The 22,009-nt window shown below is 74.2% G+C and carries 25 protein-coding genes and 1 pseudogene; 14 read left to right on the forward strand and 12 right to left on the reverse strand.

The features are described from left to right. Positions 1 to 7 precede the first annotated feature (7 nt). Genes ACW0Q9_RS00810 through ACW0Q9_RS00835 form a run of 6 tightly spaced genes read left to right on the forward strand, consistent with a single transcriptional unit; the run spans position 8 to position 6,112 of the window. The gene (locus ACW0Q9_RS00810; protein WP_456177662.1) at positions 8 to 1,024 is read left to right on the forward strand and encodes an ABC transporter substrate-binding protein; all 1,017 of its coding nucleotides are present in this window, start codon (positions 8 to 10) and stop codon (positions 1,022 to 1,024) included. A gap of 5 nt (positions 1,025 to 1,029) precedes the next feature. Beyond that, on the forward strand, positions 1,030 to 1,851 hold the full coding sequence (locus ACW0Q9_RS00815) for an ABC transporter ATP-binding protein (RefSeq protein ID WP_357343554.1): 822 nt from the start codon (positions 1,030 to 1,032) through the stop codon (positions 1,849 to 1,851). A 19-nt stretch (positions 1,852 to 1,870) separates the two neighbouring features. Then, positions 1,871 to 3,022, forward strand: coding sequence for a Gfo/Idh/MocA family protein (locus ACW0Q9_RS00820; protein WP_456177664.1), 1,152 nt, complete (start codon positions 1,871 to 1,873; stop codon positions 3,020 to 3,022). Then, the gene (locus tag ACW0Q9_RS00825; RefSeq protein WP_456177666.1) at positions 3,019 to 4,182 is read left to right on the forward strand and encodes a dihydrodipicolinate synthase family protein; all 1,164 of its coding nucleotides are present in this window, start codon (positions 3,019 to 3,021) and stop codon (positions 4,180 to 4,182) included. Before ACW0Q9_RS00820 ends, ACW0Q9_RS00825 begins: the two co-directional genes overlap by 4 nt. Beyond that, positions 4,179 to 5,018, forward strand: coding sequence for a sugar phosphate isomerase/epimerase family protein (locus tag ACW0Q9_RS00830; RefSeq protein ID WP_456177668.1), 840 nt, complete (start codon positions 4,179 to 4,181; stop codon positions 5,016 to 5,018). Before ACW0Q9_RS00825 ends, ACW0Q9_RS00830 begins: the two co-directional genes overlap by 4 nt. Continuing rightward, positions 5,018 to 6,112 (forward strand): glycerate kinase, encoded by a 1,095-nt coding sequence (locus tag ACW0Q9_RS00835; protein ID WP_456177670.1) that lies wholly within the window; start codon positions 5,018 to 5,020, stop codon positions 6,110 to 6,112. Before ACW0Q9_RS00830 ends, ACW0Q9_RS00835 begins: the two co-directional genes overlap by 1 nt. Before the next feature lie 9 nt (positions 6,113 to 6,121). Here ACW0Q9_RS00835 and ACW0Q9_RS00840 read toward each other — a convergent pair whose 3' ends face one another. The 5 genes from ACW0Q9_RS00840 to ACW0Q9_RS00860 form a co-directional block, all read right to left on the reverse strand. After that, the gene (locus tag ACW0Q9_RS00840; RefSeq protein WP_456177672.1) at positions 6,122 to 6,673 is read right to left on the reverse strand and encodes a YciI family protein; all 552 of its coding nucleotides are present in this window, start codon (positions 6,671 to 6,673) and stop codon (positions 6,122 to 6,124) included. A 164-nt stretch (positions 6,674 to 6,837) separates the two neighbouring features. Then, on the reverse strand, positions 6,838 to 8,199 hold the full coding sequence (locus tag ACW0Q9_RS00845; protein ID WP_456177674.1) for a hypothetical protein: 1,362 nt from the start codon (positions 8,197 to 8,199) through the stop codon (positions 6,838 to 6,840). Next, positions 8,196 to 8,702, reverse strand: a complete 507-nt coding sequence (locus ACW0Q9_RS00850) for a SigE family RNA polymerase sigma factor (protein WP_456177676.1) — start codon at positions 8,700 to 8,702, stop codon at positions 8,196 to 8,198. The genes ACW0Q9_RS00845 and ACW0Q9_RS00850 overlap by 4 nt, the downstream gene beginning before the upstream one ends. 111 nt (positions 8,703 to 8,813) lie before the next feature. Next, complete coding sequence (locus tag ACW0Q9_RS00855; protein WP_456177678.1) at positions 8,814 to 10,919, reverse strand: PQQ-dependent sugar dehydrogenase; 2,106 nt, start codon at positions 10,917 to 10,919, stop codon at positions 8,814 to 8,816. A gap of 38 nt (positions 10,920 to 10,957) precedes the next feature. Beyond that, positions 10,958 to 11,908, reverse strand: a complete 951-nt coding sequence (locus tag ACW0Q9_RS00860) for a LamG-like jellyroll fold domain-containing protein (RefSeq protein WP_456177680.1) — start codon at positions 11,906 to 11,908, stop codon at positions 10,958 to 10,960. Positions 11,909 to 12,131: 223 nt separating this feature from the next. Here ACW0Q9_RS00860 and ACW0Q9_RS00865 point away from each other — a divergent pair, with 223 nt between their 5' ends. Both ACW0Q9_RS00865 and ACW0Q9_RS00870 read left to right on the forward strand, forming a co-directional pair. Then, positions 12,132 to 13,172 carry a LacI family DNA-binding transcriptional regulator gene (locus tag ACW0Q9_RS00865; protein ID WP_456177682.1) on the forward strand — a complete coding sequence of 347 codons (1,041 nt, stop codon included), beginning with the start codon at positions 12,132 to 12,134 and terminating at the stop codon, positions 13,170 to 13,172. A 45-nt stretch (positions 13,173 to 13,217) separates the two neighbouring features. Continuing rightward, on the forward strand, positions 13,218 to 13,535 hold the full coding sequence (locus tag ACW0Q9_RS00870; RefSeq protein ID WP_456177684.1) for a DUF4326 domain-containing protein: 318 nt from the start codon (positions 13,218 to 13,220) through the stop codon (positions 13,533 to 13,535). A 19-nt stretch (positions 13,536 to 13,554) separates the two neighbouring features. Here ACW0Q9_RS00870 and ACW0Q9_RS00875 read toward each other — a convergent pair whose 3' ends face one another. After that, the gene (locus tag ACW0Q9_RS00875) at positions 13,555 to 14,085 is read right to left on the reverse strand and encodes a GNAT family N-acetyltransferase (protein ID WP_456177686.1); all 531 of its coding nucleotides are present in this window, start codon (positions 14,083 to 14,085) and stop codon (positions 13,555 to 13,557) included. A 110-nt stretch (positions 14,086 to 14,195) separates the two neighbouring features. Between ACW0Q9_RS00875 and ACW0Q9_RS00880 the strand changes: the two genes are divergently transcribed. Then, positions 14,196 to 15,068, forward strand: a complete 873-nt coding sequence (locus ACW0Q9_RS00880; RefSeq protein WP_456177687.1) for an alpha/beta hydrolase family protein — start codon at positions 14,196 to 14,198, stop codon at positions 15,066 to 15,068. A 19-nt stretch (positions 15,069 to 15,087) separates the two neighbouring features. Here ACW0Q9_RS00880 and ACW0Q9_RS00885 read toward each other — a convergent pair whose 3' ends face one another. Beyond that, complete coding sequence (locus ACW0Q9_RS00885) at positions 15,088 to 15,396, reverse strand: TraR/DksA family transcriptional regulator (RefSeq protein WP_355640090.1); 309 nt, start codon at positions 15,394 to 15,396, stop codon at positions 15,088 to 15,090. Between the two features lie 493 nt (positions 15,397 to 15,889). Between ACW0Q9_RS00885 and ACW0Q9_RS00890 the strand changes: the two genes are divergently transcribed. After that, entirely contained in the window at positions 15,890 to 16,645 is a 756-nt protein-coding gene (locus ACW0Q9_RS00890; RefSeq protein WP_456177689.1) for an AfsR/SARP family transcriptional regulator, read from the forward strand. On the opposite strand, the gene ACW0Q9_RS00895 is transcribed toward ACW0Q9_RS00890, so the two are convergent. The 5 genes from ACW0Q9_RS00895 to ACW0Q9_RS00915 all read right to left on the reverse strand — a co-directional run bounded on the left by ACW0Q9_RS00895 (position 16,576) and on the right by ACW0Q9_RS00915 (position 18,766). After that, complete coding sequence (locus ACW0Q9_RS00895) at positions 16,576 to 17,379, reverse strand: AfsR/SARP family transcriptional regulator (protein WP_456177691.1); 804 nt, start codon at positions 17,377 to 17,379, stop codon at positions 16,576 to 16,578. The genes ACW0Q9_RS00890 and ACW0Q9_RS00895 overlap by 70 nt on opposite strands. Positions 17,380 to 17,460: 81 nt before the next feature. Then, a complete protein-coding gene (locus ACW0Q9_RS00900; RefSeq protein WP_091308430.1) occupies positions 17,461 to 17,835 on the reverse strand; it encodes a hypothetical protein in 375 nt (124 codons plus the stop codon). A 28-nt stretch (positions 17,836 to 17,863) separates the two neighbouring features. Then, the gene (locus ACW0Q9_RS00905) at positions 17,864 to 18,079 is read right to left on the reverse strand and encodes a hypothetical protein (protein WP_456177693.1); all 216 of its coding nucleotides are present in this window, start codon (positions 18,077 to 18,079) and stop codon (positions 17,864 to 17,866) included. A 137-nt stretch (positions 18,080 to 18,216) separates the two neighbouring features. Then, on the reverse strand, positions 18,217 to 18,450 hold the full coding sequence (locus ACW0Q9_RS00910; protein WP_456177695.1) for a hypothetical protein: 234 nt from the start codon (positions 18,448 to 18,450) through the stop codon (positions 18,217 to 18,219). A gap of 130 nt (positions 18,451 to 18,580) precedes the next feature. Next, positions 18,581 to 18,766 carry a hypothetical protein gene (locus ACW0Q9_RS00915; protein WP_456177697.1) on the reverse strand — a complete coding sequence of 62 codons (186 nt, stop codon included), beginning with the start codon at positions 18,764 to 18,766 and terminating at the stop codon, positions 18,581 to 18,583. Positions 18,767 to 18,867: 101 nt separating this feature from the next. Between ACW0Q9_RS00915 and ACW0Q9_RS00920 the strand changes: the two genes are divergently transcribed. From ACW0Q9_RS00920 to ACW0Q9_RS00935, 4 genes and pseudogenes are all read left to right on the forward strand, one after another. Then, a complete protein-coding gene (locus ACW0Q9_RS00920) occupies positions 18,868 to 20,427 on the forward strand; it encodes a phage tail sheath family protein (RefSeq protein ID WP_456177699.1) in 1,560 nt (519 codons plus the stop codon). Positions 20,428 to 20,438: 11 nt separating this feature from the next. Next, positions 20,439 to 20,960, forward strand: coding sequence for a phage tail protein (locus tag ACW0Q9_RS00925; RefSeq protein WP_091261579.1), 522 nt, complete (start codon positions 20,439 to 20,441; stop codon positions 20,958 to 20,960). A 5-nt stretch (positions 20,961 to 20,965) separates the two neighbouring features. Beyond that, positions 20,966 to 21,679, forward strand: coding sequence for a hypothetical protein (locus tag ACW0Q9_RS00930; RefSeq protein WP_456177701.1), 714 nt, complete (start codon positions 20,966 to 20,968; stop codon positions 21,677 to 21,679). After that, positions 21,676 to 22,009 (forward strand): annotated as a pseudogene (locus tag ACW0Q9_RS00935) (hypothetical protein); the annotation flags it as partial. The gene ACW0Q9_RS00930 and the pseudogene ACW0Q9_RS00935, both read left to right, overlap by 4 nt.

Genomic DNA, 22,009 nt, shown 5'->3' on the forward strand with positions numbered 1-22,009 from the left:
CTCTCGGATGAAGTTGCGTACTCTCGCCGCCGCGCTCGTGCCGGCGCTCCTTCTGGCCACCACCGCCTGCGGCTCGTCCTCCGGCGAGCAGGAGAAGAACGCCCAGGGCCTGGACAAGGTCACCCTGACCCTCAACTGGTACCCCTACGGCGAGCACGCGCCGTTCTACTACGGCAAGAAGCAGGAGATCTTCGCCAAGCACGGCATCGACCTGACCATCCAGGCCGGGCAGGGCTCGCAGAAGACGATCCAGGCCACCGCCGCCGGGCAGACGGACTTCGGCTGGGCCGACACCCCGGCCCTGCTCTCCGGGGTCGGCCAGGGCATGGACGTCAAGAGCGTCGGCGTCTTCCTGCAGACCACCCCCTCGTCGGTGCAGTTCTTCAGCGACAAGAACATCGCCTCTCCCGCCGACCTCAAGGGCAAGACCATCGCCTCCACGGCCGGCGACGCGCTGAGCAAGACCTTCCCGGCGTTCCTCAAGGCCAACGGTCTCGCCGCCAGCGACGTGACCCTGCAGAACACCGACCCGGCCGGCAAGATGGCCGCCGTCATGTCGGGCAAGACCGACGCGCTGCTCGGCTTCGCCACCGACCAGGGCCCGACCATGCAGGAGAAGGCCGGCAAGCAGGTCTCCTACCTGAAGTTCGCCGAGCACGGCTTGACCTTCTACAGCAACGGCCTGCTCGCCTCCGGCGACACCATCAAGAACAAGCAGGACCTGGTCAAGCGGATGGTCGCGGCCAGCAGCGAGGCCTGGGCCGCCGCCGAGAAGGACCCCGCCGGCGCCGTGGCGGCCATGCAGGGCGCGTCCCAGCAGCTGCCGTCGGAGAAGGTGCTCACCGAGCAGTTCAACGCCACGCTCCAGCTCCTGCACACCGACGCCACCAAGGGCCAGGCTCCCGGCATCAACGACGAGTCCGACTGGCAGAAGACCATCACCGTCTTCGCCGACGCCGGCGTGATCACCAAGGCGGAGTCGCCGTCGAAGTACTGGGACGCGAGCTTCGCGCCGAAGGGATGAGACCGATGACGGTCGGCAACACCACCACGCAGCGTTCCGCGGACGCCACCGCGACCGGCGCCGCGGTCGACATCGACCAGGTCGCGGTCCGGTTCCGCACCAAGAAGAAGGACGTCACCGCGCTGCGCGACGTCTCGCTGCGGATCGAGCCGGGCGAGTTCGTCGCCATCGTCGGCGCCTCCGGCTGCGGCAAGTCCACGCTGCTCAAGCTGGTGTCCGGCCTGCTGCGGCCGTCGTCGGGCGAGGTCCGCCTGCACGGCGAGGACGTGCGGGGGCCACGGCGCGACATCGGGTACGTCTTCCAGCGCGCCGCCCTGCTGGAGTGGCGCACGGCCCGGCGCAACATCCTGCTCCAAGCCGAGATGCGGGGCATGCCCAAGGCGCAGGCCCGCCAGCGCGCCGACGAGCTGATCGCGATGACCGGGCTGACCGGCTTCGAGGACGCGTACCCGAACGAGCTGTCCGGTGGCATGCAGCAGCGCGTGGCCCTGTGCCGCGCGCTGCTGCACCGCCCCCCGGTGCTGCTCATGGACGAGCCGTTCGGAGCGCTCGACGCCCTCACCCGCGAGCAGATGAACGTCGAGCTGCGGCGGATCTGGCGGGAGACCGGCACCACCGTCCTGCTGGTCACGCACTCCATCGCGGAGGCGGTCTACCTGGCCAACCGGGTGATCGTCATGACCCCTCGACCCGGCACCGTCGCCGAGGTCATCGACGTCGACCTCCCCGTCGAGCGGGACTACGGCCAGACGATGTCGGCGCCGGAGTTCGCCCGTGCCACGGGACGCATCCGGGACCTGCTGGGTGCGACGACGACCGCCGAATAACCACTGGAAGGACACACACGTGGAGCGCACGTCTATCGGGATCATCCTCAACGGGGTGACCGGACGGATGGGGTACCGGCAGCACCTGGTCCGATCCCTGCTCGCCATCCGCGAGCAGGGCGGCCTGCCCGCCCGCGACGGCAGCCGCATCTGGCCCGAGCTGACCCTGGTCGGCCGCAACGAGGCCAAGCTCGCCGAGATCGCCGCCCGGCACGGGCTGACGTCGTACACGACCGACCTGGACGCCGCGCTCGCCGACGACTCCCACCAGATCTACTTCGACGCCCAGGTGACCGCGCAGCGGGAGAAGGCCATCCGCGCGGCCATCGAGGCCGGCAAGCACATCTACACCGAGAAGCCGCTCGCCGAGGGGCTGACCGGCTCGCTGGAGCTGGCCCGCCTCGCCGCCGCCAAGGGCGTCAAGAACGGCGTTGTGCAGGACAAGCTCTTCCTGCCCGGCCTGCGCAAGCTCAAGCGGCTTGTCGACAGCGGCTTCTTCGGCCGGATCCTGTCGGTGCGCGGCGAGTTCGGCTACTGGGTGTTCGAGGGTGACTGGCAGGACGCCCAGCGGCCGAGCTGGAACTACCGCGCCGAGGACGGCGGCGGCATCACCGTGGACATGTTCCCGCACTGGCACTACGTGCTGGAGCAGATCTTCGCGCCAGTGACCGCCGTGACCGCGCACATCGCCACGCACATCCCCGAGCGGGTGGACGAGACCGGCCAGACCTACCGGGCCACCGCGGACGACGCCGCGTACGGCATCTTCGAGCTGGCCGGCGGGATCACCGCGCAGATCAACTCCTCCTGGGCGGTCCGGGTCTACCGGGACGAGCTGGTCGAGTTCCAGGTCGACGGCACGCACGGCAGCGCCGTGGCCGGGCTGCGCGAGTGCCGCATCCAGCACCGGGGCGCCACCCCGATGCCGGTGTGGAACCCGGACCTCCCGGTCACCGAGAACTTCCGCGCCCAGTGGCAGACCGTCCCCGACAACGACGACTTCGACAACGGGTTCAAGGTGCAGTGGGAGGCGTTCCTGCGGCACGTCGTGGACGACGAGCCGTTCCCGTGGGATTTCCTGGCCGGCGCCCGCGGGGTCCAGCTCGCCGAGGCCGGGCTGCTCTCGGCGCGGGAGGGGCGGCGGGTCGAGATCGAGGAGATCGGGCTGTGACCGCCCGGATCACCCTGCCGCGCGCGGACGGCGGCGCCGAGGAGCTGACTCTGCGCGAGCCCGCCGGCTGGCGGCGGCCGGCCACGCCGCCGGCCAGCCGGATCGCGTACGCGGCGGCGCACGTGGTCGCCGACCCGCACGCCGACAACGCGCCCGGCCGGCCCGCCCGGCTGGACTGGGACGCCACCCTGAACGTGCGGCGCAACCTGTGGTCCTGGGGGCTCGGCGTGGCCGAGGCGATGGACACCGCCCAGCGCGGCATGGGGCTGGACTGGGCGGCCACCCGGGAACTGATCCGCCGCAGCGCCGCCGAGGCCGCCGCCTGCGGCGGGCGCATCGTCGCCGGGGCGGCCACCGACCAGCTCGCCGGGCTGCCCGACACCCTCGACGAGGTCGTCGGCGCGTACGCCGAGCAGGTCGCCTTCGTGCAGGAGTGCGGAGCGACCCCGGTGGTGATGGCCAGCCGGCAGCTCGCCGCGCTGGCCACCGGGCCGGACGACTACCTGCGCGTCTACGAGCAGGTGCTGCGCGAGACGTCCACGCCGGTGGTGCTGCACTGGCTCGGCGACATGTTCGACCCGGCACTGGCCGGCTACTGGGGCGCGACGGACCTCGACGAGGCCACCAAGACCTTCGTGTCGCTGGTCCAGGCGCACGCCGACCTCATCGACGGGGTGAAGGTGTCGCTGCTCGACGCCGAGCGGGAGGTGCGGCTGCGCGAGCTGCTGCCGCCCACCGTGAAGGTCTACACCGGCGACGACTACCACTACCCCGAGCTGATCGCCGGCGACGGCCGGCGGTTCAGCCACGCGCTGCTCGGCGCGTTCGCAGCCGTCGCGCCGGCCGCGTCGGCGGCGCTGCAACGCCTCGACGCCGGCGACGTGGCCGGCTTCCGGGAGATCCTGGACCCCACCGTGCCGCTGTCGCGGCACGTCTTCGCCCCGCCGACGCAGTACTACAAGACCGGCATCGCCTTCCTGTCCTGGCTCAACGGCTTCCAGCCCGGCTTCACCATGGTGGGCGGGCTGCACAGCGGGCGCAGCGTGCCGCACCTCGTGCAGGTGTTCCAGCTCGCCGACGCCGCCGGGCTGCTGCTCGACCCGGACCTGGCCGTCGCCCGGATGCGGCGCTACCTGTCCGTCGCCGGGGTGACCGCGTGAACACGGTCGACCCACGCCTGGCGAAGCTGTCGCTCAACCAGCGGACCACCGAGTCCTGGTCGGTGCGGGAAGCCGTCGAGGGCTGCGTCCGCGCCGGCATCCCGGCGATCGGGCTGTGGCGCGAGCCGGTGGCTGAGATCGGGGTGGCCGCCGCCGCGAAGCTCGTCGCCGACGCGGGCCTGCGGGTGTCGTCGCTGTGCCGCGGCGGCTTCCTCACCGCCGGCGGCGAGGCCGGCCGGGCCGCGCTGGAGGACAACCGGCGGGCCATCGACGAGGCGGCCGGCCTGGGCACGGACTGCCTGGTCATGGTCGTCGGCGGCCTGCCGCCCGGCTCCCGCGACCTGATCGGCGCCCGGCAGCGGGTGGCCGACGCCCTCGCCGAGCTGGCCCCCTACGCGGGTGAGCGGGGCGTCCGGCTGGCCCTGGAGCCGCTGCACCCGATGTACTGCGCCGACCGGGCCGTGCTGTCCACCCTCGGGCAGGCGCTCGACCTGGCCGAACCGTTCCCGGTCACGCAGGTGGGAGTCGTCGTCGACACCTTCCACCTCTGGTGGGACCCGGACGTGTGGCGGCAGATCGCCCGGGCCGGGGACCGCATCGCCAGCTTCCAGGTCTGCGACTTCCTCACCCCGCTCCCGGCCGACGTGCTGCTCGGCCGGGGCATGATGGGCGACGGGCACATCGACTTCCCGCCGTTCCGGCGCGCGGTCGAGGAGGCCGGCTACACCGGCGACACCGAGGTGGAGATCTTCAACGCCGAGGTGTGGGCGACCGACCCCGACGAGGTCCTCGCGACCATGAAGGACCGCTACGTGCGGCTCGTGCTCGCCGACTGATGCGCGTCGTCGTCGCGCCCGACTCGTTCAAGGGCTCCGTCGCCGCCGGTGACGCGGCCCGGGCCCTGGCCCGCGGCTGGCTGGCCCACCGGCCCCGTGACGACGTACGGCTGCTCCCCCTCGCGGACGGCGGTGAGGGCACTGTCGACGCCTTCGCCGCCGCCCGGCCCGACGCCGACCGGCGAACCGCGGCCGTGCCGGGGCCGGACGGCCGGCCGGTGTCCGCGGCCTGGCTGCTGCTACCGGACGGGACGGCTGTGCTGGAGCTGGCCCAGTCCAGCGGCCTGCCCCTGATGCGCCGGCCGGACCCGCTCGGCGCGCACACCTACGGGCTGGGCGTGATGGCGCGGGCCGCCCTCGACACCGGGGCCACCCGCCTCGTGATCGGCCTCGGCGGCTCCGCCTCCACCGACGGCGGCGCCGGTGCGCTGCGCGCACTCGGGCTGCGGCTGCAGGACGACCTCGGCGCGGACCTGCCGCTGGGCGGTGCGGCCCTGGCCGACCTGGCCCACCTCGACGCCACCTACCTGCTCCCCGCGCCGCCCGGCGGCGTGCGGCTGCTGGTCGACGTGACCGCGCCGCTGACCGGACCGGCCGGCGCCGCCGCCGTCTACGGGCCGCAGAAGGGCGCGGAACCGGCGGATTTGACGCTGCTGGACGCCGCGCTGCGCCGGTTCGCCGGGCTGGCCGGCGGCGATCCCGACGAGCCGGGAGCCGGCGCGGCGGGCGGCACCGCGTACGGTCTGGCCGCCCTGTGGGGGGCGAGGATCGTGCCGGGCGCGACGGCCATCGCCGAGCTGCTCGGGCTGGCGGAGGCGCTCGCCGGGGCGGACGTGGTGCTCACCGGCGAGGGGCGGTTCGACGAGACCTCGCTGGCCGGCAAGGTTGTCGGCTCGCTGCTGCACTCGGCCGCGTCCGCCGGTGTACGCGCCGCCGTGGCGGCCGGACAGGTCGCCGGCCCCGTGCCGGCGTCGGTGTCGGCGGCGGTGTCGCTGGTGGACCTCGCCGGGTCGGTCGACGCGGCGCTCTCCGAGCCGGCGCGGTGGCTGACCGAGGCCGGTGCCGTCCTGGCCGGCCGACTTCCGGCGGAGTGAGTCGACAGCTCAGGACGGCCGCCCGCCGAACGCCCAGTCGTGCACCTCGATCTCGGCGTACCGGTCCGCCGTCAGGACAGCCCACGCCTCGTCCGGATCCGCCGCCCTGAGCAGCGCCGCCGTGCCCAGCCACGTGGCGCCGTCGTCGGAGAGCAGTGGCCCGTACGCGATGAGCTCGTGCCGGTCGCGCGGCGCCGCGAGGTCGGCGGCCGGGCCCGCGCCGAGGCCGAGCACCAGGTACCGGTTGCCGCCCGTCCGGCCCCCGGGGAAATCCCACATGGTGCGTCCCAACGTGTTGCGCCACCGGCGCAGGAGCACGTCCCGGTAGGCGCCGGCCTGGTAGTTGGGCTCGTCGAAGGCGAACGCCCGGGCGGCGGCGGGGTCGGGCAGGTCGAGGATGTGCACGCTGCCGGTGGGCGTGTCGCCGTCGGCGGCGAAGGTCGGGCCGCGGGCGATCATCTCCGCCGCGTACCGGTCCATGTAGGACCAGTGCGCCTCCAGCAGCTCCTGGCGCAGTGGCAGGGAGCCGTGGCGGTCGCGGTGGTAGCAGAAGAACTCCATGCCCACATCCTCGCTCGCCCCTGGGGAGGCGGGGTGTCTCGGGCTGCCGGGACCGACCGGGTGCGGCGTCAGACCGTCCGTAGCGCGTCGGTCGGTGGGATGACGGCGGCACGCAGCGCCGGATGGGCGCGCAGCGCGGCGGTGGTCCAGGGCGCGCCGGAAGACTATTCCATGTGGTGCTGCCGGAGCGGCGTCGGCGGACGTTGCCGGCGCCACAGCAGGAACGCGGCCCCGAGGACCACGACGCCGAGGACGGCGGTCAAAGGCATCGGCCAAGGGCCGCGTTGCGGGCGGCCGGAGTGGCGGACGCTCAGCTCGGGCAGCAGTCCGGTGGCGAGGTGCAGGTCGAAGAGCTGGCAGCTCTGGGTTCCCCACTCGCAGGTCCGGCCGGTGTCGAAGCGGGACAGGGTCCGGCGGGCGCCGGCACCGAGTCGCACCTCGACCAGCGAGGCGTGACCGTCGGCGTCGAGGGTCGCGACGAGCACGGTGCCCGCCGAGCGCCAGCCGAGCAGTCGCGTGACGTCCGCGACCGGCGGCGGCGGTGCGCCGGCACCGGTGAGGGGTACGAACTGGACGTCGCCGACCTTCCACAGGAAGGTGGCGTGCCCGGTGTCGCTGCCGGAAGGCCCGTCCGAGAGCCAGGGCACCGTGGCGAGGAACGTGCCGTCCGGTGACCAGCCGACACCGGCGGCCAGCTCGCGGCCGCTCGCGATCGGGACGCTGCCGTGCACGCGGCCGGCCAGGTCGATGAGCTGGGCGGTCTGGCCGACCTGCACGGCGAGCCGGCGACTGTCCGGCGCGAACGCCGCCGTCCAGGCCGGCCGGATCGCCGGCACCTCGGTGCTGCGCCCGGTCTCCAGGTCGAGCAGCCGCAGCGTGCCGTTGCGGGCCACCTCCGCCTCGACGACGTTGACGGTGCCGAACTCCCCCGTACCGGTGAGGGGCGCGGCGCTGTACGCGACGTGGCGGCCGTCGGGGGACCAGGCCAGCAGCCGCACGCCGACCGGACCGCCGATCGGGATCGACCGGCGGTTGCCGGTGGTCAGGTCGACGAGGATCAGGTCGCCGGTGGCGCCACGATCGTCGCCGAGCAGCACGCGGGTGCCGTCCGGTGCGAGCAGGGCCGACGGGCGGTCCCGCTCCTCCATGGCGTCGACCCGCCGGTACGTGTCCCCGTCGGCCCCGACCACCAGCGACTGGAACATGTTGACCGTCTCGCCGTTGCCGTACCCGTAGAGGGCGATCGCCCGGCCGGGCGGAGCCGCCGTGACGGTGCTGGTGAGCAGCGAGTACCCGGCGAAGCGATCCGGCAGGCCCGGCTTCGCCGCCGGGGTCGCCGGCCGGGCGGGCAGCGCCACGCCGGGCACCACCAGGCCGGCCAGAACGAGCACGACGGCCGCCCACACCGCGGCCGCGCCGATCCGGTGGCGGCGCACCGCGCGGCGGCCCCGGGTGAGCACGGTGTCCAGGTAGCCCGGCGGCATCGGCGGCGGATCGTCCGGCAGGGTGGCGAACAGGTCTCTCATGGCGCGTCCGCCCCTCCCGGCACGTAGTTCGGCAGCAGGCGGCGCAGCGCCGCGATGGCGTACGCGGTCTGGCTCTTGACGGTCCCGGTCAAGCAGCCCAGCGCCGCCGCGGTCTGCGCGACGTCGAGATCCTCCCAGTACCGCAGGACCAGCACCGCGCGCTGCCCGCGGGACAGCCTCGTCAGGGCTGCCAGCAGGTCGACCCGGTGCTCGGCGCCGGCCAGCGGCGTCGCCGCCGACGCGATCCCGTCGGCCACGAGCCGGACCCGGCGGGTCCAGGACCGCTCCCGTTCGGCCAGGTAGGCGTGGACCAGCATCGCCCGGACGTAGGCGTCGAGCGAGTCCGCGGCCGCCGCCTTCCGCCAGTGCCGGTACAGCGCGACGAGGCACTCCTGCACCAGGTCGTCGGCAGCCGACCACTGCCCGCACAGCCGGTACGCCAGCCGTCGCAGCCACGGCATCCGTGCCTGGACGTATTCGACGTACTCTCGTTCATCGCGCAACCCGGCCTCCCCACAACACTAAGAGTGGCCCGGGACCCGTTTCGGTTGTGGCGCCTCCGGTGCCGGTGGGACGGCGGCCACGGTGGCCGCCGTCCCCCGGCGAGACGGTCGTCAGGCCGCCGGCGTACCGGTCACGGTGAACAGGCGGGTACGGCCGACGTTGTCGAACGAGCCGAAGCCGACCCGACCGGAGGTGAAGGTGGTGTCCTTCGCGGTCAGCAGCGGGTTCTTGTGCCCGTCGACGTAGACGGCGATCTCGCCGGTGGCGGGCAGGTGCACGACCCGCACCTTGTGCCAGTCGGCGTCGGTGATCGCCGGGTTGGCGCCCCGGGAGCGCCCGTTCCACTGGTGGTCGATCCGTTCCCGGTCGGCGTTGTTGACCTTGAAGATGCCGTTGTGCGGGTAGATCGTGTTGTCGGTGGACAGGTGCGCGTAGTAGTACTGCGTGTCCGACTGCCAGCCGAACACGATGATCACGTCCCGGTTGGTCACCTCGACCGGCGTGTCGAGGCGTACCCGGGCGTCGATCTGGACCGACGAGAAGGCCGGGCCCTTGTTGAGGATGGCGTACTCGAACGGCCGGCGCGGGCCGGGGCGGCTCACGCCGGCCTCGGCGAGGATCACCTGGTCGCCCTCGAACTGCCACTTCGACGGGGTGACCGGCGTCCAGTTCTGCGCGCCCCCGGTGTGGACCACCTTGGTCCTGCCCACGTCGCCCTCCGCCACGGTCCTCGTGCCGACCACCTTCCAGACCTTCCCGTTGGCCTTGGCGAGGATGTAGAGCTCGCCGGCGGCGTCGGTGCCGAAGCGCAGGTCGACCCGGTTCGGGTCGCCGGGCGCGCCCGGGCCGGACAGGTCCTGCATGCGTACCAGGTCCCCCGCGGTGGTGTACAGGGCGAACCGGTGGATCGGGGCGAGCCCTTCGCCGCGGCGCATCTCGTTCGCTTCGGTGTAGAGGACGCGGCCGTCGACCAGGTCACCGAAGACGTACTTGCCGATCAGGGCGGGCACGGTGTGCCCGCGGTAGACGAAGCCGCCGGCCACCGCGACGCCGACGTCGGAGGTGCAGTTCCAGCCGGCCGCCGGGTCGTGGTCGTACGCGGCCACCGGGTAGGTGTAGCCGTACTTCGCGTCGTCGGCGGGCAGCGGGTACAGCTTGTCGCACGGGTTGGTCGCGGTCTTGTCGAAGACCCAGTTGCCCTCGCGCTCGCTCCAGCCGAAGTTGTCCCCGGCCCGGACCTCGTAGATCGACTCGACGGCGTGCTCGCCGATGTGCCCCAGGTACATCCGTCCGGTGGCCCGGTCCCAGCTGAACCGGTGCGGGTCGCGGAAGCCGACCGCGTAGATCTCACCGAGCGCGCCGGCCCGCCCGACGAACGGGTTGTCGGCCGGGATGCCGTACCGGCCGTTGGGCGCGTCGGTGCCGCGCGGGTCGATGCGCAGCAGCTTGCCGTGCGGCAGACCCATGTTCTGCGGGTCGCCGTTGCGGTAGCCCTGGCCGCCGTCGCCGACGGCGAGGTAGAGCATCCCGTAGTCGGGGTCGTGCGGCTTCGCGGTCGGGTTGAAGTTGATTTCCTGGACGCCGTGGATCTGGCCGCCGAAGCCGATCCGCAACACCTCCCGGTGGGTGCCGGCGAACGTGTCGGCGGCCGGGTCGGTGGCCGTCCACTCGGTGATCACGGCCTGGTAGATGGTGTTCGGCTGGGCGTAGTCCGGCTGCCGGGTGGCGAGGGAGGCCTGCTCGGTGTGGATGGTGTAGAACCGGCCGTTGCGCCCGAAGTCCGGGTGGAAGGCGACGTACCCGAAGCCCTGCCCGAGGCCGCGGCCGGAGAAGAACTGCGGGGCGAAGGTGGCCGCCACGTCCAGGTAGACGTGCGGCACCCCGTTCTCCACGAGGTAGAGGTTGCCGTTGAGGTCCGGCACGGATCGGCGGCCGGAGCCGTCGGGCAGCTCGTTGATCGTGTTGATCCGGGCCTTGCGCACCAGCCGCTGGTCGACCGGGGCCGGGTTCGGGGTGGACTGCGGGAAGCTGGCGTACTCCTCGAGCACCAGTCCCAGCCGGGACTGGATCTGCGACTCGGGGATCGGGTCGTAGACGGCGCCGGCGGCCCGGGCGGGCGCGGCAACCAGGGTGGACAGGACGAGGGTGGTGGCAGTGACCCCGGCGGTGAGTGCGGCTCTGCGGAGCCTGCCGGTGCTGCCAGCGCGAATGAACACGCGGGTTCTCCTTCTCGGTGGGACGGTCCGAGGGACGGTCAGCGGGCCATGTAGCGGTACTGCCTGGCGATGTCGCCCGCCGGGATCACGCTGTCGAGGAACATGAGGCCGTCCATGCGGCAGTCGCACGGGTTGCGTTCCAGGGTGTTCTGCGGGAAGCTCCCGCCGATCTTGATGCCGCGCGGGTCGGTGGCGCTGGTGACGTGCGGGCCGGGCCCGTTGAGCTGCCACGGGTCGCCCGCGGTGGTGTAGAAGCCGTCGACCGGCTCGCCGTTGCGGTAGAGCGCCATGGTGCCGGTGGTGAAGTCGTAGGTGGCGGCCAGGTGCACCCACTCCCCCTTCGGCAGCAGGGTCCGCCAGTCCTCGTTCGCGGCGAAGGTCTGCGAGGCCCCGCCGTCGACGCGGCGGCCGAGGGCGACCAGGCGCAGCTCGCCACCGACGTCGATGAGCTCCAGCAACGCCCGCACCCCGTGCCCGTCCGAGTCTCCGGTCAGCACGCCGGCCAGCCCGATGGCGTTGAACCGGTCGGTCGGGTTGGCGGTGGTGGAGTTCAGCGCGGGGCCGTCCATCTCGCGCTTGAACCAGCCCATCACCGTGGTGCCCTCGGCGCCGCTGAACGCGCGCAGCGTCCGGACGCCGCTGGACGACCAGATGCCGGCCTTCCAGTCGTCGTTGCCGGCGGCCTGCGGGTTGACCTGCCGGGTCTGCAACGCGTCGCCGCTGCCCTTGTACGCCTGGTCGGGCACCCGCATGCCCGCGCCGCCGTTGACCAGCTCGATCTCGGTGCCGGACCGGCCCAGGTCCCGCTCGAGCGCGGGGTCGCCGGCCACCGGGTGGTCGAAGTCGTAGAAGGCGACCAGGTGCGACCAGAGTGCGGGGTGGACGTCGTGCGGCCCGGGGCGGTCCGCCCGCGCCGGGTTCGCCGCCGCGGTCAGCGCCAGCGCCAGCACGGCGGTGGCCGCGACGGCGACGCGTCGAGGTCTTCTCATGGGGAGGTGCTCCCTTCGTCGGTGCGGTGGTGCGGTGACGAAAGCGCTTGCGTGCCGGGCGTGGATCGGTGCCCGGGAAAAGTCCAGTTGGCGGCCGGTCGGGACAGGACGGTGAAGGCGCCGCGCCTACGAAAGCGCTTACGTAAGCGCTTTCGTACCCTAGGCTGTGCCCTACGCCACACGCAAGAGCGCGGCGCGGATCAATGCCTGCCAGGAGTTGCCCATGCCCCGACCCGGACCACGGTTGCGTCTCGTCGACGTGGCGGAACGCGCCGGCGTCTCGCTGGCGACCGCCTCCCGCGCCCTCGCCGGGCGGGAGGGCGTCAGCGAGGAGGTGGCCCGGCACGTCCGGCAGGTCTCCCGGGAACTCGGCTACGTCGCCAACCCGTACGCCCGCACCCTCGCCGGTGGGGCCAGCTCCACTGTGGGCCTGATCGTGCACCAGATCGACGACCCGTACTTCTCCGAGATCGCCAGCGGCGTCCTCCAGGTCGCCGCCGAGGAGGGCCTGCTGGTCCAGATCGCCCACTCCGGACGCGACCCGGAGAACGAGCTGCGCCAGTTGCGGCATCTCATCGCCCAGCAGGTCGGGATCATCCTCATCGCCGGGTCCGGCTACGACGACCCGCGCGTGGAGGCCGAGGCACGCGCCGAACTCGCCGGCTTCCAGCGGGCCGGCGGACGGGTCGCCGTCATCGGGCGGCACGCCCTGGGCGTCGACGCGGTGGTGCCGGACAACGAGGCCGGCGGCCGGGCCATCGGCGCCCACCTGCTGGCCCTCGGCCACCGGCGGATCGCCGTCGCCGCCGGCACCCCGGGCCTCACCACCGTGGCCGACCGGCTCGCCGGGGTGACCGCCGCGCTCGCCGCGCACGGGCACTCCCCCGACGACCTGGCCGTCGTCCACTCCGACTTCACCCGCGACGGCGGCCGGGTGGCCACCGAGCGGATCCTGCACTACCACCCGGAGAGCACGGCGATCATCGCGCTCAACGACGCGATGGCGATCGGCGTGCTCTCCGTGCTGCGGTCCCGGCGCATCCCGGTGCCCGACCGCGTGTCGGTGGTCGGCTTCGACGACGTGTCGGTCGCCGCCGACCTGGCGCCCAGCCTGACCACCGTCCGGCTGCCGATGACCGACATGGGGCGGATGGCGCTGACCCTCGCGCTGAAGCCGAGGTCGACCCGGCCGCGCCGCCGCCCCACCGGCCACACGCTGATCGTCCGCGACTCCACCGGCCCGGCGCCCGTGCCCGGCGGCTGACCGCCAGACTGACGCCACGGGCACGAACGCGAGGAGCTGAGAGCCATGGGCGCAACCACCGTCGTCAACCTGAAGGGGCACCGGGACGACCCGGCGTACGCCGACGTGGTCTACGTCGGGCGGGCCATGTCCCGCGGCGGCTGGCGGCTCCCGCAGTCCCCGATGTCCAGCCCGTACCGGCCCGGCCCGGACGGCACCCGGGACGAGGTGATCGAGAAGTACCGCGCGTACCTGCTCGGGCGGCCCGACCTGCTCGCCCTGCTGCCCGACCTGCGCGGGCGCCGGCTCGGGTGCTGGTGCGTGCCGGAGCGCTGCCACGCCGAGGTGATCGCCGAACTCGCCGACGCGCCGCCCCGCGCCTGATCCCGTCGGCCCCGGTCGGTCAGCCCAGCTTCTTGCGCAGGGTCTCGAACGCGAGATCCGGGCGCAGCGGCACGCCGAACCGCTTGTCGCCGTACGGGAACGGGCTCAGCTCGCCGGTGCGGACATAGCCGCGCCGCTCGTACCAGGCGATCAGGTCCTCCCGCTGCGTGATCACGGTCATCCGCATCTCGCCGGTGTGCCACTCGTCCCGCGCGTAGCGCTCGGCCTCGGCCAGCAGCTCCCGGCCCAGCCCGCCGCCCTGCCGCCCCGGAGCGACCGCGAACATGCCGAAGTAGACGTGGTCGTCGCGGCGCTCCAGCTGGCAGCAGGCGACGATCCCCGTGCCGTCCTCGGCGACCAGGACCGTCCCGCCCGGGCTCGACACCGCCTCGGCCACCATGTCCGGATCGGTGCGCTGCCCGGCGAGCAGGTCCGCCTCGGTGGTCCAGCCGGCCCGGCTCCGCTCCCCGCGGTAGGCCGACTCGACCAGATCGACGAGGGCGGCCACGTCGGCGCGACGGGCGGTCCGAACGGTGTGCGGGCTGGTCATCGGCGGTCTCCACGGTCGCGACGGGTCACCGAGCCAGCCTACGCAGCCCGGCGGACGAGGGAGGACCGGCAGGGCAGCCGGGACCCGGCGCGGCGTGCTTGACTGCCGGCATGGAGCTGCGCGTCGGTGAGCTCGAACTGCCCGCCACCCTGGACGTGCCCGCCGGGACGGCCCGCGGCGGCCTGGTGGTGCTGCACGGCTCGCACGCCGACCGGCGGTCGTACTTCCTGTACGAGCACCTGGCCCGGCTGCTGCCGCCGGCCGGGATCGCGGTGCTGCGCTACGACCGGCGTCCTCGGGCGGACGGTCACGACGTGCCGCTGGCCGCGCAGGCCGACGACGCGGCGGCGGCCCTGGACGTGCTGCGGGGGCAGGTAGCGGACGTTCCGGTCGGGCTGTGGGGATTCAGCCAGGGAGCCTGGGCAGCGACGCTCACCGCCACCCGGCACCCGGTCGACTTCCTCGTGCTGGTCGGCTGCAGCGGGGTCAGTCCCGCCGCGCAGATGCGGTACGGCACCGCCGAGCAGTTGCGTCGGCACGGGTACGGCGAGGTCGACATCGCCGAGCTGGACCGGCTGCGCGGTGTGGCGGAGGGGTTCCTGCGCGGCGACGTGCCCCGGGCGACGGCCCAGGCGGAGCTGGACGTCGCGGTGCGGCGGCCCTGGTTTCCGCTGGTCCACCTGCCCCGAGAGTTGCCCGACGGGCCGGGCAGCTGGGCGGACATGGACTTCGACCCGGAACCGGTCCTCGCGAAGGTGTCCGGCCCGGTCCTGCTCTGCTACGGCGAGACCGACGGCTGGACGCCCATCGAGCAGAGTCTGGCGGTGTGGCGGCGCGCCGCACGCGACGCGGAGCTGACCGTGGCCCGGCTGGCCGGCTGCGACCACGCGCCCACCCTCGGTGGACGCGATGACCTGGCCGGCGTCAGCCCGGATTACGAGCGGGTCCTGCTGGACTGGCTCGGGCGCCGGGCCGTGCGGTGACGGCCCGGCGCCCACCGGGTCAGCCGTGCTTCTGCTGGCAGGGCACGCAGAAGGTGGCGTGCGGCAGTGCCTCCAGCCGCTCCACCGGGATCGGCCCGGCGCACCGCTCGCAGCGGCCGTAGCCGCCGTCCGCCATCCGGCGCAGCGCGTCGCCGATCTGCCCCAGGCTCTGCCGGGTGGCCGCGATCAGCGCGGCCCGGGTGTGCGCCTCGCCGGGGTCGCCGGTGTCGGCGGTGAGTTCGGTCAACCGGGCGGTCTGCGCCGCGAAGTCGTCGGTCAGCGTGGCCCGCAACCGGGTGAGCCGGTCGTCGTGCAGGTCGGTGCCCATCTGGGATCCCCTTCCAGGAAAAAGGAAAAGGGCCGAAGCCGGATGGCTTCGCCCTGGTGGCCGTACACGGATGAACGGGATCCGGGTGGGCCACGGTCCGTGGGGATCGGGCTCGGGAGGCCGTGGATGGGCGCGACGGAACGGGCGCCCGCCGGACGGGCGGGCACGGCTTCCGGACGCCGGCGGTGGGCAGCAGGGAACGCCGCCGCGGTGACGGCGGTCGCGGACAGCAGCCCGGCCGGGTACATCGGCCCACCATAGGCCAGCCCGTGCGGTTCGCCAACGGCTTTGCCGTACCGGACACCGCGCCGGGACGCACCGTCGCGGCGGCAGCCGTTCGGCCGGTCCCCGCCGCCGATCGGAACCGGCCGCCGGGCCGGGCGGACGAACGGGATGTCCGGCCACCGACAGGCCCGTTCCCGGGGACCGGCCGGCTGCGGTATTCGAGAGGTGACCCTCCGCACACACCCTGGACGAAGAGCGGAGCGCCGACGTGTGGATCACCACGGGAACCGCGCCGGAGGCCGTACCCCCGCAACGGGCCGGCTGGCGGCTGAGGCTGCTCGGCGGCTTCGCGCTGGACCGGGACGGCGAGCCGGTCGCCCTGCCGGCGACCGCGCAGCGGCTGGTGGCCTTCCTGGCCGTGCGCGGCGCGTCGGACCGGGCCCGCACCGCCTGGTCGATGTGGGCGAGCAAGCCGGAGGAACGGGCGTCGGCGGACCTGCGGACGGCGCTGTGGCGGCTGCGCAAGGCCGCGCCCGGGCTGCTCACCGACTCCACCGGCACGCTGGCCCTGGCCGCCGGGGTGGCGGTCGACACCCGCTGCCTCACCGGCCGGGGCCCGATCGACCCGGCGTTCCTGCGCCGGCACGCCGCCGACGGCTGCCCCGACCTGCTCCCCGGCTGGTACGACGACTGGGTGCTGATGCACCGGGAACTGCTGCGGCACCGGGCCCTGCGGGCCCTGGAGGACGCCGCCGGGGCGGCGATCCGGGCCGGCGACCCGGCCGCCGGGCTGGGCTGGGCGCTGGAGGCGGTCGCCGCCGACGCGCTGCGCGAGAGCGGCCACCGGCTGGTGCTCACCGCGATGCTGGCGGACGGCAACGTCAGCGACGCGCTGCGCCACGCCGACCTGGTGGTCCGGTTGCTCGCCGAGCAGCTGGGGGTGCGCCCCTCGGCTCAGCTCATGGCGCTGATCGAGGAGGCGCGCTCCCGGTCGGCGGTGGCCGCCGGCCGGGCCCGCGGGTAGGCGTCGAGCAGTTCGGCCAGCCGCGGATCGGGCTCCATGTCCAGCTCCCGGGCCAGCAGCCGGCGGTAGATGTCCAGGCCACGCCGGCCCTCCACCCAGTTCCCCTCGGCCAGGTGCGCCTCCAGCAGCACCCGCTGGGCGCTCTCCCGCAGCGGCTCCGCCCCGGCGGCGGTCAGCGCCACCTCGACGGCCTCGGCGCAGCGGCCCGCGCCGACCAGGCGCCGGCTCATCGCCTCCATGCCGTGCAGCACCCGCTGGCGGACGCGCTCCCGTTCGGTGAGCACCCAGTCGTCGTACCAGCCGGGGAGCAGGTCGAACAGGACGCCGCCGGTGGGCAACGCGGTCAGGTCGGCGCCGGCCGGGCGGCCCGCGATCAGCCGGCCGGCCCACGCGGTGACCAGGTCGATGTCGACCAGCACGCCGGGCCGGAACGCCAGGTGGTGCCGGTCCACCCCGATCAGCCCGACGTGTGCCTGGTTGAGCCGCCACAGCGCCGAGCGAAGGTTGCCGGCCGCGCGCGCGTCCGGGGCGTCCGGCCAGAGGGTGGCGGCGGCGTGGCCCCGGTCGAGGCGGCGGCGGTGCAGGGCGACGTAGACCAGCAGCCGCTTGCTGCCCTCCGGCACGTCGTACCAGCGGGATCCGTGGCTGACCCGGACGTCACCCAGCAACCGCAGCACCGGACCGGCCCCGGCCGGCTGGTCGGCGACGAGGGCGTCGACGAAGTCGGCGGTCATCCGGGACCTCCCCTGCGGCGCGGGCCTGCCCCGGCAGGGTAGAACGCGCTGCGTCACCCCGGCGTCACATCGCGGCGGCCCTCACGGGGTGACGTCCCGGCCGACCAGGATGTCCAGCCGGGCCGGTTCGGCCGTGTCGTTGGTGAAGGTGAGGCTCGCCGGGTCCGCGCCGAGCAGCCGGGCCGCCCCGGCGCCGAGGAAGGCGTGCGCGCCGTCGAGCGCGATCGCCGTGCCGTCGATCTCGTACGACAGGTCGGCGCTGGGCGTCGCCGGCACGATCAGCACCATGCCCACCCGCTCGGTGCCGGCGGGCACCAGGTCCACCTGCTGGCTCTCGCCGGCCGCGATCTCCACCGAGACCTTGTCGTACGCCTCGACGTCGACGACGCCGGTGGCCGCGATCTGCGGCCCGTGGGCCACGCGGACCTGGAGACTCCAGTTGATCTTCTCGGTCATGTGCCTTCCCTGGGTCGGGCGGTGGGCGTCACCGCGGTCGGTGCCCGGCGAGGATGTCCACCAGTCGGCTGCGCACCACCTCGACGACCGCGTCCGGCGAGGTCACCGCCCGGCTCTCCGGCCGGCCGCCGGCCAGGTCGACGCAGCTCGTCACCAGGGCGCGGAAGCCGAGCTCGTCCGGCCGGTCCTCGAACCACACCCGGACGACCACCACCCCACCGCGGTCGGGGTCAGGCGTTGTCACGGGAGGGCCTCCGGGGCAGGGGTGTGGTGCGCGGGCCGGCCCAGCCTGCCGCCCGCCCGTCACCGGCCCGTCGTCCACCGCGTCACCAGGACAGCGGCCGGAAGGCCCCAGGGCAGAGACCCGGGGCCGTCCGATCGTCACTTCTGCCGGTACGCCGTCCAGACCGCGAGGCTGAGCCCGACGGCGCCGGCGAAGGCCATACCGGCACGGAGGATGGCGTCGGCCAGCTGGTGGGTGCTGAGCCAGACGATGAACCCCGTCCAGCTGGCCACCAGCAGCGCGACCAGGAAGACCAGGGCGAACGACATGGCCCTGTTGCCGCCCGGGTCGCTGGGCGGCTGCTGCGACGGCGACGCCGGCAGTACGGTCATGGCTGTCGTCGCTCCTCTCCGGACCCACCGCGTCGTGGGCCACCCACGCCGTCAGCCTAGGCCCGGCGGCGCGGCGCCCCCGCCGGCGACAACAGCCCCCCGGGGCGGGCTTCGCGGGCCTGCCACGACGTCACGCTGGCCGGGCCGCGTGGCCGGCGGCCCGCAGGTCGAGCCGGGAGGAGCTGCCGGGCATTCCTCGGCTGCGCCCAGCTTCCACCTGTCGTCGAACAAAGTGGACCCGTACCCGTCCATCACCGCTGCATGCGGTCACCGAGTCCACCAGGAACGACATGTCGTCCGTGACGATCTCGCTCATCCCCTCTCCGGATCGACACGGCCGGGTGACGGCGCGGTGACGGGCGGGCGGCACAGTCGCGCCAGCGGCGTACGGCACGCCCGTGGAGTCGAGGAGTCGTCATGGCGGCAACGCTCAGCCACCCCGGGGTCTACATCCAGGAGATACCCGGCGGCAGTCGCACCATCACCGGCGTCGCCACGGCCGTGGCCGCGTTCGTCGGGCGGGCGCTGCGCGGGCCGGTCGACGTGCCGGTGGCCATCTCCTCGTACGCGGAGTTCGAACGCACCTTCGGCGGCCTGTGGCGGGACAGCGGCCTCGGCTACGCCGTGCGCGACTTCTACCTCAACGGCGGCAACCAGGCGGTTATCGTCCGGCTGGCCCGGGACGCGACCAGCGCGCAGCTCGACCTCAACGGGGCGCTCACCCTCGAAGCGGTCGGTCCGGGCGGCTGGGGCAACGGGCTGCACGCCGAGGTCACGCACGCGACCGGCGAGGAGGCCACCACCGTCGCCGACCAGCAGGGGGTGGACGCCGACGAGCTGTTCCACCTGACCGTCCGGGAGGGGCCAGCGGAGAACCCGGTGCTGGTCGAGACGTACCCGAACGTGACCCTGGTGGACGGACCACGCCGGGTGGACACCGTGCTGGCCGCGTCCCGGCTGGTCCGGGTCGGCACGTCGCCGGCGCTGCCCGGCACCGGCCGGCCGGACGCGGGCGGCTACGACGTGGACACCGCCGACCCGGCGGCCACCGGCGTCGACGGCACCCACCTGACCGCCGCCGAGTACACCGACGGCGGCGCTCTGGAGGGCACCAAGCAGGGCATCTACGCGCTGCGCGACGCCGACCTGTTCACCCTGCTCTGCCTGCCACCGTCGGTGCCCGACCAGGCCCTCGACGACACCGTGTGGGCCGACGCGCTCGACTTCTGCGTACGCCAGCGGGCCTTCCTGCTGGTCGACCCGCCGCCCACCGAGACCGCCGACACGGTCCGGGCCTGGCTCGGCGCCCGCGGGCTGACCGCCAACGGGCGCAACGGCGCCCTCTACTTCCCCCGGGTACGCCGGCCCGACCCGCTGCGCGACGGCGCGGTCCGCGAGTTCGCGCCCTGCGGCGCGGTCGCCGGGGTGATGGCCCGCACCGACGCGGCGCGCGGGGTGTGGAAGGCGCCCGCCGGGGTGGAGGCCGCCCTCGCGGGGGTGACCGGGCCGGCGCTCGCCCTGACCGACGGCGAGAACGGCAACCTCAACCCGTACGCGGTGAACTGCCTGCGCACCTTCCGGGCCACCGGCACGCTGGTCTGGGGCGCGCGGACGCTGCGCGGCGCGGACGTGCTCGCCGACGAGTACCGGTACGTGCCGGTGCGGCGGCTGGCGCTCTTCCTGGAGGAGACGCTGGTCCGCGCCACCCAGTGGGTGGTGTTCGAGCCCAACGACGAGCCGCTGTGGGCGCAGGTGCGCGCCTCGATCGGCGGGTTCCTCCAGGACCTGTTCCGGCAGGGCGCCTTCCAGGGCCGCACCCCGCGGGAGGCGTACTTCGTCAAGTGCGACAGCGAGACCACCACGCAGTACGACATCGACCGGGGGGTGCTGAACATCCTGGTCGGCTTCGCGGCCGTCAAACCGGCCGAGTTCGTGGTGATCGGCATCCAGCAGCGGACCGCGGCCGCGGCGACCTAGGAGGGGCGGGCATGGCCGAGTTCACGGTCAACGCGCAGCGCTTCGACCCGTACAAGAACTTCAAGTTCCGGGCGAAGTGGGACGGGCGATACGTCGCCGGGATCAGCAAGATCGGCACGCTGAAGCGGAGCACCGAGGTGGTCACCCACCGGCACGGCGGCGACCCGAGCAGCAGCCGCAAGTCCCCGGGGCGCACCGAGTACGACGCGATCGTGCTGGAGCGCGGCGTCACCCACGACCCGGACTTCGAGCAGTGGGCCAACAAGGTGTGGAACTACGGCTCCGGGCTGGGCGCGGAGACCTCCCTCGCGGACTTCCGCAAGGACATCATCATCGAGATGTACAACGAGGCCGGGCAGCTGGTCATCGCGTACAAGGTCTACCGGTGCTGGGTGTCCGAATGGGTCGCGCTGCCTGAACTGGACGCCAACGCCAACGCGGTGGCCATCCAGAGCATCAAGCTGGAGAACGAGGGCTGGGAACGCGACTACACGGTGGCCGAGCCCGCCGAGCCGTCCTTCGTCGAACCCTGACGGCCATGACCGCGCTGGACGACCCCGGCCGGCTGCTGGCGGTCTGGGAGGCCGCCGCGACCGCCCCGCCGGCCGCCCGCGGCCCGGTGCTGCTGTACGGCGCCGGGCTCCTGCCCGACCTCGACGCCGCCCTGGACCTGCCGGTCGGGATGGCCGCCGCGCTCGCCGCCCGGCTGCACGCCGACACCTTCGGCGACCCGGTCGACGCCGTGCTCACCTGCGGCTGCGGCGAGGCTCTCGACGTGTCGCTGCCGCTGGACCCGGTCGCCGCGCTGCCCGCCGGGGACACCGGGACGGTCGCCGACGGCACCCTGCGGGTCCGCGCCCCCACCACCCGGGACCTGCTGGCCGCCGGGCGGTCCGACGACCCGCTCGGCACCCTGCTCGCCCGCTGCGTCCGGGACGCCGCCGACCGGCCCGTGACCCCGGGCGAGCTGACCGCCGACCAGCGCCGGGCCGTCGACGCCGCCGCCGAGGAACTGGCCGGGGCGGCGGCCGTGCTGCTGCGAACCCGCTGCCCCGGCTGCGGGGAGACCGTGGTCGCCGCGCTGGACGTGGCCGAGCTGCTCTGGGAGCGGGTGGCGGCACGCGCCCCGGCGGTGCTGGCCGAGGTGGCCACCCTCGCCACCGCGTACGGCTGGGCCGAGGCCGACATCCTCGCCCTGCCGGCCGGGCGGCGGCGCGCGTACCTGGCCCTCGCCGCGGGGCGGGCGGCGTGAGCGGCTTCTTCGCCCGGATGGCGCAGCGGGCCACCGGCCGGGAGCCGCTGGTCCGGCTCCGCGCCCCGCAACCGTTCGAGGCCGCGTTCCCGGACCTGCCCGCCGACGTGCCGGTGGAGGCGCCCGCGTCGTGGCCCGAGCCCGCCGCACCGACGCCGCCGCCGTCGCGGGCGATCCCGGACCGGCCGGCCGCGCGGTCCGTCGCGGCGGCGGGCCGCACCGGGCCGGTGCCGGCACCGGTCGCCTCGGACCAGTCGCGGTCGGACCGGACGCGGGTGGACCGGACTCCGCCGGCCATGCCACCCGAGGCCGCCCCGGCCGTCCCGGACC

The sequence above is a fragment of the Micromonospora sp. I033 genome, from assembly GCF_053890995.1.